The sequence below is a fragment of the Stakelama pacifica genome, assembly GCF_004361835.1.
GTDB classification, from domain to species: domain Bacteria; phylum Pseudomonadota; class Alphaproteobacteria; order Sphingomonadales; family Sphingomonadaceae; genus Sphingomonas; species Sphingomonas pacifica.
Window position 1 is genome coordinate 108058 of the sequence record NZ_SNWD01000008.1, and the last position, 14434, is coordinate 122491.

Annotated in this window: 12 protein-coding genes; 3 read left to right on the plus strand and 9 right to left on the minus strand. The window is 63.1% G+C overall.

The genetic code is table 11. The features are described 5' to 3' along the window. The first annotated feature begins 9 nt into the window (after positions 1 to 9). From flgH to EV664_RS12360, 3 genes are all read left to right on the plus strand, one after another. Positions 10 to 798 carry a flagellar basal body L-ring protein FlgH gene (gene flgH / locus EV664_RS12350; RefSeq protein WP_133496023.1) on the plus strand — a complete coding sequence of 263 codons (789 nt, stop codon included), beginning with the start codon at positions 10 to 12 and terminating at the stop codon, positions 796 to 798. Positions 799 to 1014: 216 nt separating this feature from the next. After that, the gene (locus tag EV664_RS12355; RefSeq protein WP_133496024.1) at positions 1015 to 1833 is read left to right on the plus strand and encodes a flagellin; all 819 of its coding nucleotides are present in this window, start codon (positions 1015 to 1017) and stop codon (positions 1831 to 1833) included. 171 nt (positions 1834 to 2004) lie between these two features. Continuing rightward, positions 2005 to 2421, plus strand: a complete 417-nt coding sequence (locus EV664_RS12360; RefSeq protein WP_133496025.1) for a hypothetical protein — start codon at positions 2005 to 2007, stop codon at positions 2419 to 2421. Between the two features lie 375 nt (positions 2422 to 2796). On the opposite strand, the gene EV664_RS12365 is transcribed toward EV664_RS12360, so the two are convergent. From EV664_RS12365 to EV664_RS12405, 9 genes are all read right to left on the minus strand, one after another. Continuing rightward, positions 2797 to 4881: a putative bifunctional diguanylate cyclase/phosphodiesterase gene (locus EV664_RS12365; RefSeq protein WP_133496026.1), complete on the minus strand. Its 2085-nt coding sequence runs from the start codon at positions 4879 to 4881 to the stop codon at positions 2797 to 2799. Positions 4882 to 4883: 2 nt separating this feature from the next. Next, positions 4884 to 5552, minus strand: a complete 669-nt coding sequence (locus tag EV664_RS12370) for a flagellar hook assembly protein FlgD (protein ID WP_133496027.1) — start codon at positions 5550 to 5552, stop codon at positions 4884 to 4886. 9 nt (positions 5553 to 5561) lie between these two features. Continuing rightward, positions 5562 to 7103 (minus strand): flagellar hook-length control protein FliK, encoded by a 1542-nt coding sequence (locus EV664_RS12375; RefSeq protein ID WP_162848841.1) that lies wholly within the window; start codon positions 7101 to 7103, stop codon positions 5562 to 5564. Positions 7104 to 7146: 43 nt separating this feature from the next. Further along, complete coding sequence (gene flhA, locus EV664_RS12380) at positions 7147 to 9228, minus strand: flagellar biosynthesis protein FlhA (protein WP_133496029.1); 2082 nt, start codon at positions 9226 to 9228, stop codon at positions 7147 to 7149. A gap of 3 nt (positions 9229 to 9231) precedes the next feature. After that, positions 9232 to 10524, minus strand: coding sequence for a sigma-54-dependent transcriptional regulator (locus tag EV664_RS12385; protein ID WP_133496030.1), 1293 nt, complete (start codon positions 10522 to 10524; stop codon positions 9232 to 9234). Between the two features lie 2 nt (positions 10525 to 10526). Then, entirely contained in the window at positions 10527 to 10838 is a 312-nt protein-coding gene (fliN, locus tag EV664_RS12390) for a flagellar motor switch protein FliN (protein WP_373287517.1), read from the minus strand. A gap of 101 nt (positions 10839 to 10939) precedes the next feature. Continuing rightward, positions 10940 to 12547, minus strand: a complete 1608-nt coding sequence (fliF, locus tag EV664_RS12395; protein ID WP_133496031.1) for a flagellar basal-body MS-ring/collar protein FliF — start codon at positions 12545 to 12547, stop codon at positions 10940 to 10942. A gap of 146 nt (positions 12548 to 12693) precedes the next feature. After that, on the minus strand, positions 12694 to 13362 hold the full coding sequence (locus EV664_RS12400; RefSeq protein ID WP_133496091.1) for a FliH/SctL family protein: 669 nt from the start codon (positions 13360 to 13362) through the stop codon (positions 12694 to 12696). A gap of 19 nt (positions 13363 to 13381) precedes the next feature. Next, positions 13382 to 14410 (minus strand): flagellar motor switch protein FliG, encoded by a 1029-nt coding sequence (locus tag EV664_RS12405; RefSeq protein WP_133496032.1) that lies wholly within the window; start codon positions 14408 to 14410, stop codon positions 13382 to 13384. Positions 14411 to 14434 lie beyond the last annotated feature (24 nt).

Consider the following 14434-nt stretch of genomic DNA (forward strand, 5'->3'; position numbering starts at 1 on the left):
GAAGATTCCATGCGAAAAGTAATTGGTATCGTCGCGCTTGCCGCGCTGTTGCCGGGCTGTGCATCAATGGACGCGCTGGGCCGGATGGGCCGTGCGCCGGCAATGACGGCCGCTGAACCGGTGGTTATGCCCGCGACCCAGCCTTCGCTCGGCATGCCCAGCCTCAATTACGCCGAAGGGCAGGGCGGCGTCGTGATCGGACCGGGCGGGGTCGTCACCGCCCCGATGGTGCCGCCGCCAGCCGGTACGAGCAGCGCATCGCTGTTCCGTCCGGGCGCCGGGAGCTTTCTGGGCGACCAGCGCGCAAGCCAGGTCGGCGACATCCTGACGATCCGCATTCAGATTCAGGATAAGGCCGAAGTGGGTAATACTACCACGCGGCAGCGTGCAGGTTCGGAAAGCGCCAGCGTCGCTTCGCTGCTGGGGCTGCAGAAACTGCTGCCTTCCAGCATCGATCCCAGCAATCTCGCTTCGACCGATTCCTCGTCCAAATCGAGCGGCGGCGGCAATATCAGCCGTTCGGAAACGATCAACATGACGATGTCGGCGATCGTTACCGGCGTATTTCCTAACGGCAATCTCGCCATTCGCGGGCGTCAGGAAGTGCGGGTGAATTACGAGCTGCGCGAACTGGTGGTGACCGGCATCGTCCGGCCGCAGGATATCTCCCGCGACAATTCGATCCTGCATTCGCAGATCGCCGAGGCACGGATCAGCTACGGCGGACGCGGCCAGCTTTCAGAGGCGCAGCAGGCGCGCTGGGGACAGCAAATCTACGACGCATTGTTCCCGTTCTGACGGGCGCGTCACGGCAGAAAGACGAAGGGGTCGGCAGAAATGCCGGCCCCTTTTTCGTTAACACACCGGCAACCATTAAAAATTCATCGGGCCCGACCGGGAAAACGATAATTCGCCCAAAATGGAAGTGCGACCTCACTTCTGCAGGTTGTCGGCGGACCGCCGCTTCGGTCCATGGCTGCAGAAGCGGCCATTACTTCCAAGAAGGATATTATCATGGGCTTTTCGGTAAACACCAATGTCGGCGCGATGGCCGCTCTTCAGAGCCTCAACGCGACCAACAAGGGCCTTGCTACGACTCAGAGCCGCATCAACACCGGTCTCTCGGTTGCTTCGACCAAGGACGATTCGGCTGCTTACACGGTTGCTCAGACGCTTCGCGGCGATCTGGGTGGTCTGACCGCCGTCAACTCGTCGCTCAGCCGCGCCAAGAGCACGGTTGACGTTGCGACTGCCGGTGCCGAGCAGATTTCGGACCTCGTCAATCAGATGAAGGCGAAGGCAACCGAAGCTTCGGACGCGGGTCTGGACGCTGACAGCCGTACTGCACTGGGTAAGGATTTCGACGCTCTGAAATCGCAGATCAGCACGATCATCGATTCGTCGGAATTCAACGGCACGAACCTGCTGAAGGCTTCGGGCGGCACCGTCAACGCGCTGCAGTCGACCGATACGACTGCTTCGACGCTCGACGTCGCCAACCAGGACTTCTCGGCAATCGTGACCGCGATCGGCACGACCTTCAGCGACGCCGCAACGGCGAAGACGATGGTCGGCACGCTCGAAACTCAGGCGAAGGCAATCAACGGCAAGCTCAGCACGCTGGGTGCCGCCGGTCGTAAGATCGAAGGTCAGCAGTCCTTCATCAGCAAGCTGTCGGACGTTATCGAAAGCGGCGTCGGCAACCTCGTTGATGCCGATCTCGCCAAGGAGTCGGCACGTCTTCAGGCGCTTCAGGTCAAGCAGCAGCTTGGCGTGCAGGCTCTGTCGATCGCCAACCAGGCTCCGCAGACGATCACGTCGCTGTTCCGTTAAGGCGTATAGGCGGTTCCGGTCGCATGACCGAGATCGCAATCTGGACCGGGGCGGAGCAATCCGTCCCGGTCTTTTTTTGTCTCGCCGGCGGCGTCTGTCGCTCATGCGAACTATTACGCTTCCATGCCGAAAAGCGGCCCGGAAGGCCGGTTCAGGGCCTATAATTCATCTATGAATCGCCATTATTTCATCCGGATCCGCGAGCTTGTCGACACAAGCGGGGTTCGCCTGCGTCTGGGGATCGAAAATGGTCCGACGGGAATGCAAATCGCGCTGGAACGCTGCGATCTTGAATCGCCGACTATGGTCAAGCTGGACAATTATGGCGCCGAACTGCTTTGCGGGTTCGTCATGGCGGCACGGCTGGCGGGCAATGAAGGCCTTGCCGCAGAAAAGGCATGGGGGCCGTATTCGGCCACGTTCAGTGCCTTTCAGGGTGACGCGCGGCGGATCGAGATCGCACAGGCGGATGCCGTCGATCCGGTGGCTATTCCGGTAAGCCTGTGGGATCGCCTGTTTGCTGAACTATGCATTGTATCGGCACATGGCCGGGCAATCGCCTCCTCCACGCCGATCACCGTCCATTGAACGAGGCGGGGCGAAAGCGCCATCGGCAGTGCACCCCATTCGACCTGCATCGGCGGGCCGACTGATACCTACCTGCTTCGATCCCAGGCTATCATACCAACGTCACCCGCGAGCCCCGACAGGGCGCGGCAATCCAGAGCGGTATGCGCCATCACTGGATCGCTTCGTGGCTGCGCTACTCGGAAGGGCGGGCTTGGGTTGGGGAGCAGACGCCCCCGGCCCCGGCCTGCGCCGGGGCGACGCATGGTGTTAGCGCCTTTGTACATTTCCACAATCGTCGCCCCGGCGGAGGCCGGGGCCGATGGCGTGTGATGCTATGGTCGCGCGGAGCGGCGTGATGCGAGGCGATCGTCCGGCAACGTGCGCGCAGTCCGGTCAGCGAATGGCGCGTGCCAGCGTGCCCGGGACGGGAGCGCCCAGCGTGCCCGGCAGGGAACTGAGCAACGCTTCCAGCGTCATCGGCTGACCGAGCTTATAGCCCTGTGCGTAGCGATATCCCATCGCAATGGCCTCTGAAAGCTGTGCCGCATTCTCGACACCCTCGATCGTGCATTCCAGCCCCAGCGACTGGGCAAGATTGCGGATCGCGCCGGTAATCTGCTTTCCTGATGAAGAATCGAGACCGCGAGCGAAGCTTTTATCGACCTTCACGATATCGAGCGGCAGGTCCTGCAATGTGGCGAGCGTGGAATAGCCGGTGCCGAAATCGTCGAGCGCGACGCGCATACCGAGTACGCGCAGCCGCCCCAGAACGTCGCGCGCAAGATCGAGGTCGCGACCCAGCGAAGTTTCCGTAACTTCGAAGATGAACCGTTTCGGCGGCTGACGGGTCGCGAGAACCATCGAGATCAGCTCGCGCATGGTGCCGTGCGAGGCGATGTCCTCGCTCGACAGATTGAACGACAGATCGATTGTCGAAGGCAGCATGGCAAGCGCGGCCAGCGCCTTTTCGAACAGATGGAGCGTTACCTGCTGAATCCTGCCCGATCGTTCGGCGGCGGCGATAAGCTTATCGGCGGGAATATCGCCCATAAGCGGCGAATGCCAGCGCGCAAGGGCCTCGACACTGGAGACTGTCATCGATCGACAGTCATAGATCGGCTGGAATTGGACCGTCAGTTCGCGCGCAAGGTCGGCGGTATGGAGCAGATTTTCGATCCGCTGCGCATCGCGAACCTGTACCTCATGTACGGCATTGAACACCGCGCATTCACCGCGCCGATTGGTTTTGACATGGTACAGCGCATGCGCCGAGCGGGCGAACAGATCGTTCGCCGACGTGCCGTGATCGGGATAGACGGCAATGCCGCTCGAACAGCCGATCCTGAGTTGAATATCATCGAGATTCACCGGCTGGGTGAGGCGGGTGGTGATCTGGCGCAGCATATGCTCGCCCTCCGTCTGCGACCGGTCGCAGATCACGCCGAATTCGTCGCCGCCCAGTCGCGCGACGAAAACGCCTTTGTGCTGATATTCCATCAGGCGGCGCCCGGCCTCTGTCAGCACGCGATCGCCGGCTTCATGGCCATAGGCGTCGTTGACCGGCTGGAGACTGTCCAGATCCAGTTTTGCGATGCAAAGCGGCGCCCGATTATCGCGTTCGCGTTCTTCGATCAGCGATTCGAGCCGGGCGAGGAAGGAGCGGCGGTTGGGCAGGCCGGTAAGCAGATCGGTATGGGCGAGGCGAAGATTCTCGCGGTTCAGCCGCTCTGCTTCCTGGCGTTCGGTCGCAAGCGCTCGCCGCGAACGGATCAGCGCGACGAAGGTGCGATGCGAATCGAACATCATGCGAAGCACCAGTGCCGCGATCAGCACGATATTGATCGTCATTGCGATCTGGGTGAGATCGCGATGCCACAGGCCGTTCACAATCAGCGGAATAAGTACGCTGAGCGTGATGGCGACCGCGGCGCGCGGCACATGCATCAGGCAAAACAGGATGCCGAGCAGCGACAGTCCCGAAAAAACCAGCACATATGCGTGATGCGGATGGCTGCTGAATGCGCTGAGCGACAATGCCCAGAGTTCCGATACGCCACCGACTACCGGCGCGAGCCAGGTGATGCGTCGCAGCTGGCGGATTGCTCCGGCTTCACCCTGCTCATTCTGTCCGGACGCGCTGAACCAGTAGATGGCGCGCGAGAGCGCGATACCGACGATGAGCAGGGGTATCAGATAGGTAAGCAGCGCGGGCGCGCTGCCGTGGAAGATCAGCGCAAGCGCGGTGGTGCTGGCGCACAGCAGCAGATACCCCCACGGCAATTGCCGGGTAAGATGCTGTAATTGCGCTTCGGCAAGCGTGTAATGCCCGTTCAGGTCTGGCGCTGAATCGAGGGCTGCGGCGTGACGATCGTTATTGTCGGGTTGGACCGGAGCCGGGGGTAAACAGGGGGCACAGACCATCGGCTCCGATCCATTACCATCATAGGGCGGAACCGATGCGGACGGTCGCGCACCCATAGTCAATCTTTGATCATGGTGCCGATAAGCGAACCGAACGGATAGGTTGCACCGGCGGCGCCCTTTAGCATCACCGATTTGCCGTCGAGCATCGCTTCGTCGATGCGCGCATTTGCATGGACGCTGACCGGGACCGAGCCGCCCGAATTATCGGTCGCCTTTACGGAAAGCATGTACAACCCCTCAGCTGCGGTGCCGCCATCGGCAAGTTTCCCATCCCATTGGATCGTCCCGCTCGCCTTGTCCAGAGGCCAGGCAGCGACTGCGTTGCCCTTTGCGTCCAGCACGGTTGCGACCATTTCGGTGGGTGCGCCCGTGGCCGCATAGCTCCAGCTCGCCGGGGCGCCGTCGGAAAATCCTGCGATTTCACTATCGAAGGCACCGGTCTTGCCGACCAGCGAAGATGCCGAAACCAGATCCTGACCGGTCATTTTGGCCAGAATGTCGTTCAGCGCGCCGGTTTGCTGGATCGATTGTTCGACCTGAGAAAATTGCACCAGCTGCTGCGTATATTGCGACGTGTCCATCGGATTGAGCGGATCCTGATTCTGCATCTGGGTGGTCAGCAGCTTCAGGAACATGGTCTTGTCGGACAACAGCTTGTCCATCGACGCATTGCTCTTCGTGTCGGTCGCCGTGGGGGTCGGCGTGGTGCTGGTAACAGTGGTCATAGTGCTTCCTTATGCGAGCAGGTCGACCCTGCCCGAAGCGATGCCGAGCGATTGCATCTGCGAGGCGAGGAGCGGATCATTGATATCGTCGGATGCGGTTCCGGCGCTGTGGAACGGGGTGTGGCGACCCTGTCCGCTGCCCTGTTGTCCGCCCCATGCGGCATTTTGCTGGCCGCCCGAGAATGCGCCGCCGCCGTCGAAGCGGAAGCCCTGCGCATCGGTGCGCACGCCCGCATCGTTCAGCGTACGGACCAGCGTGTCAGTGTCGCGGCGGATCAGGTCGAGCGTGTGATGATGGTCGGCGGAAATGCGCGCAGTCATCATGCCCTTGTCATCCATCGCCAGCCGCACCTCGATCTTGCCGAGATGACCGGGATCGAGCCGCAGCGTCACGACCTGATCGCCCTTGTCATTGGCGTGGCGCGATAAAGCGATGCCCATATCCTGCCCGAGCGAGGATGCGCGCACCACCTGATCCTGCGGCTGAGCGGGGACGGGCTGGGCGGCGGTCTTCATATCGGCCGGGCGCGGCGCATCGGGACCGTTCGGAGCGCGGGCAAGATCGAGCGCCGCCGAAAAATCGCGCGGAGTCGCCGCGTCGCGCTGGGCGGATGCAGTCTTGTCGTTGGGGGCGGCGTCCTTGCCTTCCACCTTCGTCGAGGAGGCAAGCTTTTCGAAGGATTTCCCGACAGTATCGTCCTGCTTCGTGCCGGGTTCGACGGCTGCGGGTTCGCCATCGCCCGTGCGCACCACGAGCGAAGGTGCGACCGCCGCTGTGGCTTTCGGCGCCTTATCGGCCGATTTGCCGTCGCTTGCGGCTGCGGGCGTGTTTACACCCGCTGCGGCCACTACGGTCGCGACCATCGGCTGAACGGGAGCAACGGCGGCAAGGATCGGTGCATCTTCCGCTTTGGCCGACTTCGTGTCGCGTCTGGCGGTCTCGGTTTCGGCATTCGGCCTGGATGCGACGACCGGCGCTGCCGGAACGGCAGCGTCGTCGTTCGCTTTCGCCGCGTTCTGCGCAGCCGCCTGCGCCTGCATATCTGCGGGCAGGACCTTTGCCGGCATCGGCGCATCGGTCGTTTCGGCGAGCTTCGGCTTCCCCGGTTTGCCCGGCGCAGCGGCGGGCGGTGTTACGGCCCCCTCTGCGGTTTGCGGAGCAGCGGCGATCGGCATGTCCGGCAGCGCCGCTTCGGGCGCGGCTGGAGATACGGCTTCGGTTTCGGCGGTGCCCGCAGGGGTAGTCGTCCCGGCATCCGCCGAAACCGTCTGCGGCACGGCGTTTTGCGGCGCTGCGGCCTGCACCGTGCCGGACATTGCGGCGGCGTCGGTGAGCGGCTGGCCGATCAGCATCGACAGCACCGGACCGGCCTGTGCGGATGCCTGTCCTCCGGCCTGAGCTCCTGTTCCGGCCGTAGCTATACCCGGCGGGGTAAGCGCCGTACCGCCGAGCAGGGCTGCGAATCCGGCATCGTCGCCGCTTGTCGGGGCGGCGGAACCGGTGCTTGCGGCGGGCGCACCTTGGGCGCCGACGAGCGAAATAGGCTGCATATTATGCATGATAGGCGGCTTTGGGGCCATCCGGTCGCGCTCCTTATCCTATCGAACCCAGCGCGCGCACCCGGGCGCGCGAATGGATTTCATTCTGTGACAACACCACCGTGGCCGGACGGACACGTTCGATGACCGAACGGACAAAGGGGCGGATCGTCGGATTGGTCAGCAGGCAGGGAATTTCGCCTTCGCCCGCCAGCCGGTCATAGGTGTCGCGCACCGAGCTGATGAACCCCTGAAGCGCGGACGGCGCCATCGCAAGCTGCCGGTCATCGCCCTGGCCGATAATGCTTTCGGCAAAGGCGGTGTCCCATTCGGTCGACAAAGTAACGATCGGGATCGATCCTTCGCGCGCCTGCTGCGCCGAAATCTGGCGGGCAAGCCGCGCGCGGACATGTTCGGTGATCTGCGTCAGATTCTGCGTGACGGGCGAAGCTTCGGCAATGCCTTCGAGGATCGTCGGGATATCGCGGATCGAAACGCCCTCGGCCAGCAGGTTCTGCAGAATGCGCTGAACGCCCGAAATCGAAATGCGCGACGGGATGATATCGCCGACCAGTTTCGCCGAGTCGGTATGCACTTCGTTCAGCAGCTTCTGAACCTCGGTATAGCTCAGCATGTCCGCGATATTGTCCTTCACCAGTTCGGTGAGATGCGTGGTGATGATCGTGCCCGCATCGACCACGGTGAGGCCCCGGAAGCTCGCTTCCTCGCGCAGCTCGCGATCAATCCACAAAGCGGGCAGGTTGAACACGGGTTCGCGCGTCGCTTCGCCCGGAATGCCGACCGGGCCGCCGCCGGGATTGATGACCATCAGCCGGTCAAGGCGGATTTCGCCGCGTGCCGCCTCGGTCTCCTTGATCGAAATGATATATTCGTTCGCCTTCAGCGCCATATTGTCGAGGATGCGGACCGAGGGCAGGACGAAGCCATATTCGGTCGCCATCTGACGGCGCAGCGCACGCACCTGATCGTCGAGGCGCGGTTCGCGGCTCGAATCGTTGATGATCGGGAGGAGGCCATAGCCGATCTCGATCCGCACCGCGTCGATGGCGAGCGTGCGCGAGATCGGTTCCTCTGCATTTTCGGCGGCTTCGGCCTCTGCGGTCTGCGCTGCGCGGCGTTCGCGCTGTTCGCGTTCTGCGTTCAGCTTGGAGAGCTTCCAGGCGGCATAGCCCGAGGCTCCTGCAAAGGCGGCGAAGGGAATGAAGGGAAGGCCGGGCATCAGCGCCAGCGCGCCCATCAGCACCGCGACCATGCCGAACGCCTTGGGGAAGCGGAACAGCTGTTCGCCGAGCGCCGTGCCCGCCTTGCCCGCGACGCTGCCCTTCGACACCAGCAGGCCCGCTGCGGTCGACACGATCAGCGCCGGGATCTGGCTGACCAGACCGTCGCCGACGGTCAGCAGCGTATAGCTCTGAAACGCCTGACCGAAGGGCACGCCGTGAATGGCGACGCCCATGATCAGGCCGACAATGACGTTGATCGCGGTGATGAGCAGGCCAGCGACCGCATCGCCCTTCACGAACTTGGACGCACCGTCCATCGCGCCGTAAAAGCCGCTTTCGGCCTCGACCTCCTGACGGCGTTCCTTTGCCTGTTGCTCGTTGATCATGCCCGCCGACAGATCGGCGTCGATTGCCATCTGCTTGCCGGGCATGGAGTCAAGGCTGAAGCGCGCGGCGACTTCGGCGATACGGCCGGCACCCTTGGTGATGACGACGAAGTTGATGACCACCAGAATTGCGAAGATCGTAAGACCGATCACCGTCTGACCGCCGATCAGAAATTCGCCGAACGCACCGATAACGCCGCCCGCTGCCTCCGGCCCCTCGTGCCCGTGGCCGAGGATAAGTCGGGTTGAGGCGAGGTTGAGGCCGAGGCGAAGCATGGTCGCGACGAGCAGAATCGTCGGAAAGGCGGAAAGCTGAAGCGGCTTTTCGATGAACAATGCGGTCATCAGGATCATCACCGAAAAGGTGATGGACAGGGCAAGGCCAAGGTCCAGCATCCATGCCGGCATCGGCAGGATCAGCATCGCGATGATGCCGATCACGCCGATCGCCAGCGCCATGTCGCGATTGTCGCCGATGCGACCGAGGATTTGAGTCAGCTTTTCCATGTTTTACGCCGCAGGAATGGTGGAAATACCGGCTTCGACAAAGGCCTTCAGCTTGTTGCGCATGGTGCGCACCGAAATGCCGAGGATCTGCGAGGCAGAGGTGCGGTTGCCGTTGCACCGCTCCAGAGTCTGGAGGATCAGCGCGCGTTCGACTTCCTCGACCGTGCGACCTACCAGCGCTTCGACGGTCGCTTCGGAATTGCCTTCCACCGACCGGATGCGTGATCCGTCGGCAAGCACGATCGACTCCGCATCGATGCCTCCGTTGTGCGCGAGCAGCACGGCGCGGTGCATTGCTTCCTGAAGCTCCGCCACATTGCCCGGCCATTCATAGCCCTGAATCAGCCGCAGCGCTTCGGGGGCGATTGCGGGAACCGCACGGCTTTCCATCGCGGCAAAGCGGGCGACGAAGGTTTCGGCGAGCAGTGCGATATCGTTGCCGCGATCGCGCAGCGGCGGGATGGTGATGCTGGCCAGCGCGAAGCGGGCGAGCAGATCGGCGCGGAAGCGTCCGGCCTCGACCAGCGCGCCGAGGTCGCGCGAATTGCTGGCGATCAGGCGCGGTGCACCCGGCTCATCGATCGCGCTGAGCACCCGGTGCTGGAGCAAGGGCGGAAGCTGATCGATGTCGCGAAGGAACAGCGTCCCGCCGCGCGCCGTGGTGAAGGCCCCCCGTCGGTCCGCACGCGCGCCGGGAAAATCCCCCGCCTCATGGCCGAACAGTTCGGAGGCGAGAATGTCAGGCGCAACGCCGCCGCATTCGACGCTGTGGAAGCAGCCGCCATTGGATGCGGCATGGACCATATGCGCCACGCTCTGCTTGCCGGTTCCGCGTTCGCCCGAAATCAGGATCGGGGCATGCGCCGGTCCCATGGCACGGGCAAAGGAAAGCGCGCGGGTGAAATTCTGCGCTTCGCCGATCAGTGTGACTTCGGGCAGCACCGCGATCTGGCGGATCGCTGCAGCGATCAGTTCGCGGTCGGGGGGAAGGGGGACATAGTCGACGGCACCGGCCCGGATCGCTGCGACCGCGCGTTCGGCCGATGCATCTATGCCGCAGGCAAGCACGGGCACGCCGAAGCGTTCCTGAGTCAGATCGGCCAGAAAGCCCGGAACGTCGGTTTCGACGTCGATCATGACCATGCCTGCGCCGCTGTCACGCAGCGCGCACAGCGCATCAGCGGGGGTGTCGGCAAGGCGAACCTCGGCACCCGCCCCGCGCGCCATTTCGGCTGCTTCGCGGAACGGGCCGCCCTTTGGCCCGACGAGCAACATCCTGACGATGGTGCCGTTCATTCTCAACGATCCGGCCGAACGATTTCGGTGAGCGTCACGCCCAGCGCCTGGTCAATCATGACCACTTCGCCGCGTGCCACCAGCCGGTTGTTGACGAACACATCGACGGGTTCGCCGACGCGGCGGTCGAGTTCGACCACCATGCCCGAATGCAGGCGAAGCAGATCGCCGACCGGCATTTTCGCGCGGCCAAGCACCGCCTGAACCTTTACCGGTACGTCATGCACGGCGGCCAGCGCACCGGGCGCGTCGCCCGGCGTATCCGTTGCGGGATTGCCGAATTCCTCAAAAGAAGGGGCTTCGTTCGCGACCATCGCCATATGCTCGTCGGTCTGGGGTTGGGACTGGGTGGCATCTGCTTCGGGTTCCGGCGAGAAACCGGGGGTTTCGCTCGAGATGTCCATCGGGCTCTCCATTATGCGTTCATCCATTGGCGCAGCACTGCTGCGGCTTCAGGGGGACTGTTGGTGACCATGTCGCCGATCCGTTTGATTGCGGATGCCTTGATCCGGCCGTCGACCTGGGCGAGGGCGATATCGTGGTCCAGCATCGGCACATCGCCATTCTGGCGGGCTTCCAGCTGTTGCAGCGCCTCGGGATCACCTTCGGCCGCCTGATCGGCGAGTGCCAGCATTTCGGCCTGTTCGTCCGCTGAGAGCAGCTCCGGCGTCGGTTCGGCCTGTGCTTCGCCCGGCATCAGGCGCGGCTTCAGCATCCGCAGCGCCACCAGTCCGACCGCGGCGACGATCAGCAGCTTGATGACGCCCGTCACCTGATCGCTGGTGAGGAAGGCCCACCATGCCTCGCTCGGGTCGACAAGGTCGGCGGGCGCGCTGAACGGCATGCTTTCGATCACGACGCTGTCGCCGCGCTCCGCATCGGCGCCCACGGCATTCTCGACCAGTCGGGTAAGCCGCTGAATCTTTGCCTCAGGCAGACCCTTTTCGCCGCCATCGACCATCACCGCGACGCTGAGGCGCGTAACCTTGCCCGGGCCGCGATCGACGATGCTGTGCTTCAGCGAATTGGCGAACGTGGTGTCTTCGGACGTTTCGTTCTGCGCCGACTGGCTCTTGTCGCCCGGCACCGGGGGCTGATCCTGCGTTTCGGGAAGCTCGTTGCCGACGCTGACGGTCTGGTTCGCCTGCTGTTCGTTGCTCTGATTGTTGCTTTCGACCGTCACCTGATGCGCGATGACCTGCGTATCGGGGTCATAGACATTGCTTTCCTCCCGCGTACGGTCGCGATCGATCTGCGCGGCGACTTCGGCGCGGACCTTGCCCTGACCGACGATCGGTTCGAGCAGCGCGACGATCTGGTCGCGAAGCTTGCCTTCGACCTGCAGCTGGCGTTCATCGGCATCGCTGCTTCCCGCCGTTCCGGCTTCACCGGCACGGGCGAGCAGCGCACCGCTCTGATCGACGATCGACACCGAGTCAGGCGAAAGATCGGGAACGGCGGAGGATACGAGATAGCGGATCGCATTCACCGTTTCGGACGGCAGGCGTCCGCGCGTCTTCACTGTCACCGACGCACTTGCCGGTCGTTCTTCGGACGCGAAGATGGCGCGTTCGGGCATCACCAGATGGACGCGTGCGGCCGATATCTGATCGAGGCTCTGGATCGATTTGACCAGCTCGCCCTCGATTGCGCGGGTTTCGTTGAGCTTGGCGCGGCTGGAGGAAACGCCGAACGGCTGCTCCTCGTCCAGCACCTCATATCCGATCTTTCCGCCGAGCTGTTCGCCGGCCATCGCCATGCGAAGTTCGGCCAGCTTGTCCTGCGGCGCCATGATGGCGGTGCCGTCGGCGGACAGTTCGAACGGAACGTTCTGCGCCTTCAGCTTTTCGGTGATGGATGCGGCCGATCCGGGGTCGAGATCGGTGTATAGATACCCCATGGTGGTGTCTTCGCCGCGCAGTGCGACGGCGGCCAGTGCCAGCAGAAGGACTGCCGCCACCCCGCCCATGATCATCAGCCGCTTGGGCCCCAACTGGGCGACAAGATTGCGTAGCTGCTCCAAAATCGCGATCCCTGGTTCAAACTCGGGACGGCGCGTGGCGTCCCCTGTGTATGAACTATAGAAGGGAGTGCAGGAGGCAGGTTTTGCCGGTAGGAAAAATTTGCCGCCCCGAAGCCGGGGCGGCACGTTGCATCAGGCAATAAGGATCAGTTCGGGCGGCCGGGTGCCGCCATCATCAGCCCTTCCAGCTCTTCGCGAACCGCCGCTTCGCGCGCGGCGCGATCGACCATCAGGCCGCCCTCATCCCATTCGATCCGCGCATCGCCGGGCGAAAGCGACGGATCGGGCGTGACGTGCAGGTTGAGCCGCCGGCGATCACCGGCCTGTCGGCGGGCGATACGCTCGGCAATATCCGTCTCCAGATCGGGATGGATGCGGATCGTAAGTTCGGTGCCGCGCGCGACCTGCGCCAGCGCGCGGCCGATCGCATCGTCGATCGCATTTACAGGCTGATCGGTGATCGCCCGTCCTGCGATATGACCCGCCGCAGCGAGCGCCAGCTCTGCTGCATCGCGGGTCAGCTCGGCGCGGGTGGTGTCGAGCGTTCCGCCGATCGATTCCAGATCGGCCTGAATCGCATCCACCGCTGAAAGCAGCGCTGCTTCGCGCTCATTGCGTGCCTGTGCCAGCCCTGCCTCGAACCCGTCGACACGGGCGCGGGCGAGTTCGGTATGATGATCTTCGCGCATCCGGCTGAGTTCCGCGCGGAGCGTTTCGATTTCGATCGACATCGCTTCGGGCGCTTCGGCCGGACGTGCGGCGGGCGCGTCGACAAAGACCCGGTCAAAGGCGAAGGGGCGGGTGTGAAAGGACATTTCCATATCGAATTGATCCTTACATGATCATGGTATCGTCGCTCTTCGGATCGACGAGTACGATCTCGCCGGTATCCGCGAGCGTTTTGGCAAGGCGTACAAGGTCGCTTTGCGCTTCCTCGCAATCGCGTGCGCGCACCGGCCCCATGCCGGCCATATCCTCGCGCAGCAGCTTGGCCGAACGTTCGGTCATGGTGGAGAAGAACAGGCTCTTGATCTCCTCCGGCGCGCCCTTCAGCGCGAGTGCCATCTGGCGCTTGTCGGCCTGACGCGCGATCACTGCGATTGCGCTCGGCATCAGATTGGCGAGATCCTCGAACGTGAACATCAGCGCGCGGATGCGTTCGGCCGATTCCGGCGCCTTCTGATCGAGCGCGCCGAGCATGGTCTCTTCGGTGGAACGATCCATCGCGTTGAAAATCTCTGCCATGGTTTCGTGCGGATCGCGGCGCTGGGCGCGCGCGAAATTGGCCATGAACTCGGTCTTCAGCGTGGCTTCGACCTGAGTGAGCACTTCCTTCTGAACCGTGTCCATGCGCAGCATCCGCTGTACCACATCGACCGAGATTTCGCGCGGCAATACGCCGAGAACGCGTGCCGCATGGTCCGACTTCAGCTTGGAGAGAATGACCGCGATGGTCTGCGGATATTCGTTCTTCAGATAGCCGGCGAGGACGCTTTCGCTGACATTGGACAGCTTGTCCCACATCGTCCGGCCGGAAGGACCACGGATATCTTCCATGATTTCCTTCACCTTGTCCGGCGGCATGATACCGGCGAGCAGGCGTTCGGTGGTTTCGAACGAGCCGTGACAGGTTTCCATCGCGGTCATGTCATGGGCGAATTGCGCCAGCAGATGTTCGACCACGGCGGCGGGGACGCGGCCGAGCATCGCCATCGAACTCGACAGCTCTTTCATCTCTTCGGTCGAAAGCTGGTCCCATATCGGCGAACCGTATTTCTGCCCAAGCGCCAGCATCAGCGCGGCCGCGCGCTGGCGAGGGTCGAAACGTTTCAGTTCGGGCGGTTCGATAAGCTGCGTTGCCATGTTGATCTTTTTTCCCCTGAGAAC

Excerpts from the sequence above, each read along its gene's own strand:
- flgH (WP_133496023.1), top strand. The coding sequence starts at position 10 with ATGCGAAAAGTAATTGGTATCGTCGCGCTTGCCGCGCTGTTGCCGGGC.
- EV664_RS12355 (WP_133496024.1), top strand. The coding sequence starts at position 1,015 with ATGGGCTTTTCGGTAAACACCAATGTCGGCGCGATGGCCGCTCTTCAG.
- EV664_RS12360 (WP_133496025.1), top strand. The coding sequence starts at position 2,005 with ATGAATCGCCATTATTTCATCCGGATCCGCGAGCTTGTCGACACAAGC.
- EV664_RS12365 (WP_133496026.1), bottom strand. The coding sequence starts at position 4,881 with ATGGGTGCGCGACCGTCCGCATCGGTTCCGCCCTATGATGGTAATGGA.
- EV664_RS12370 (WP_133496027.1), bottom strand. The coding sequence starts at position 5,552 with ATGACCACTGTTACCAGCACCACGCCGACCCCCACGGCGACCGACACG.
- EV664_RS12375 (WP_162848841.1), bottom strand. The coding sequence starts at position 7,103 with ATGCAGCCTATTTCGCTCGTCGGCGCCCAAGGTGCGCCCGCCGCAAGC.
- flhA (WP_133496029.1), bottom strand. The coding sequence starts at position 9,228 with ATGGAAAAGCTGACTCAAATCCTCGGTCGCATCGGCGACAATCGCGAC.
- EV664_RS12385 (WP_133496030.1), bottom strand. The coding sequence starts at position 10,524 with ATGAACGGCACCATCGTCAGGATGTTGCTCGTCGGGCCAAAGGGCGGC.
- fliN (WP_373287517.1), bottom strand. The coding sequence starts at position 10,838 with ATGGTCGCGAACGAAGCCCCTTCTTTTGAGGAATTCGGCAATCCCGCA.
- EV664_RS12400 (WP_133496091.1), bottom strand. The coding sequence starts at position 13,362 with ATGTCCTTTCACACCCGCCCCTTCGCCTTTGACCGGGTCTTTGTCGAC.
- EV664_RS12405 (WP_133496032.1), bottom strand. The coding sequence starts at position 14,410 with ATGGCAACGCAGCTTATCGAACCGCCCGAACTGAAACGTTTCGACCCT.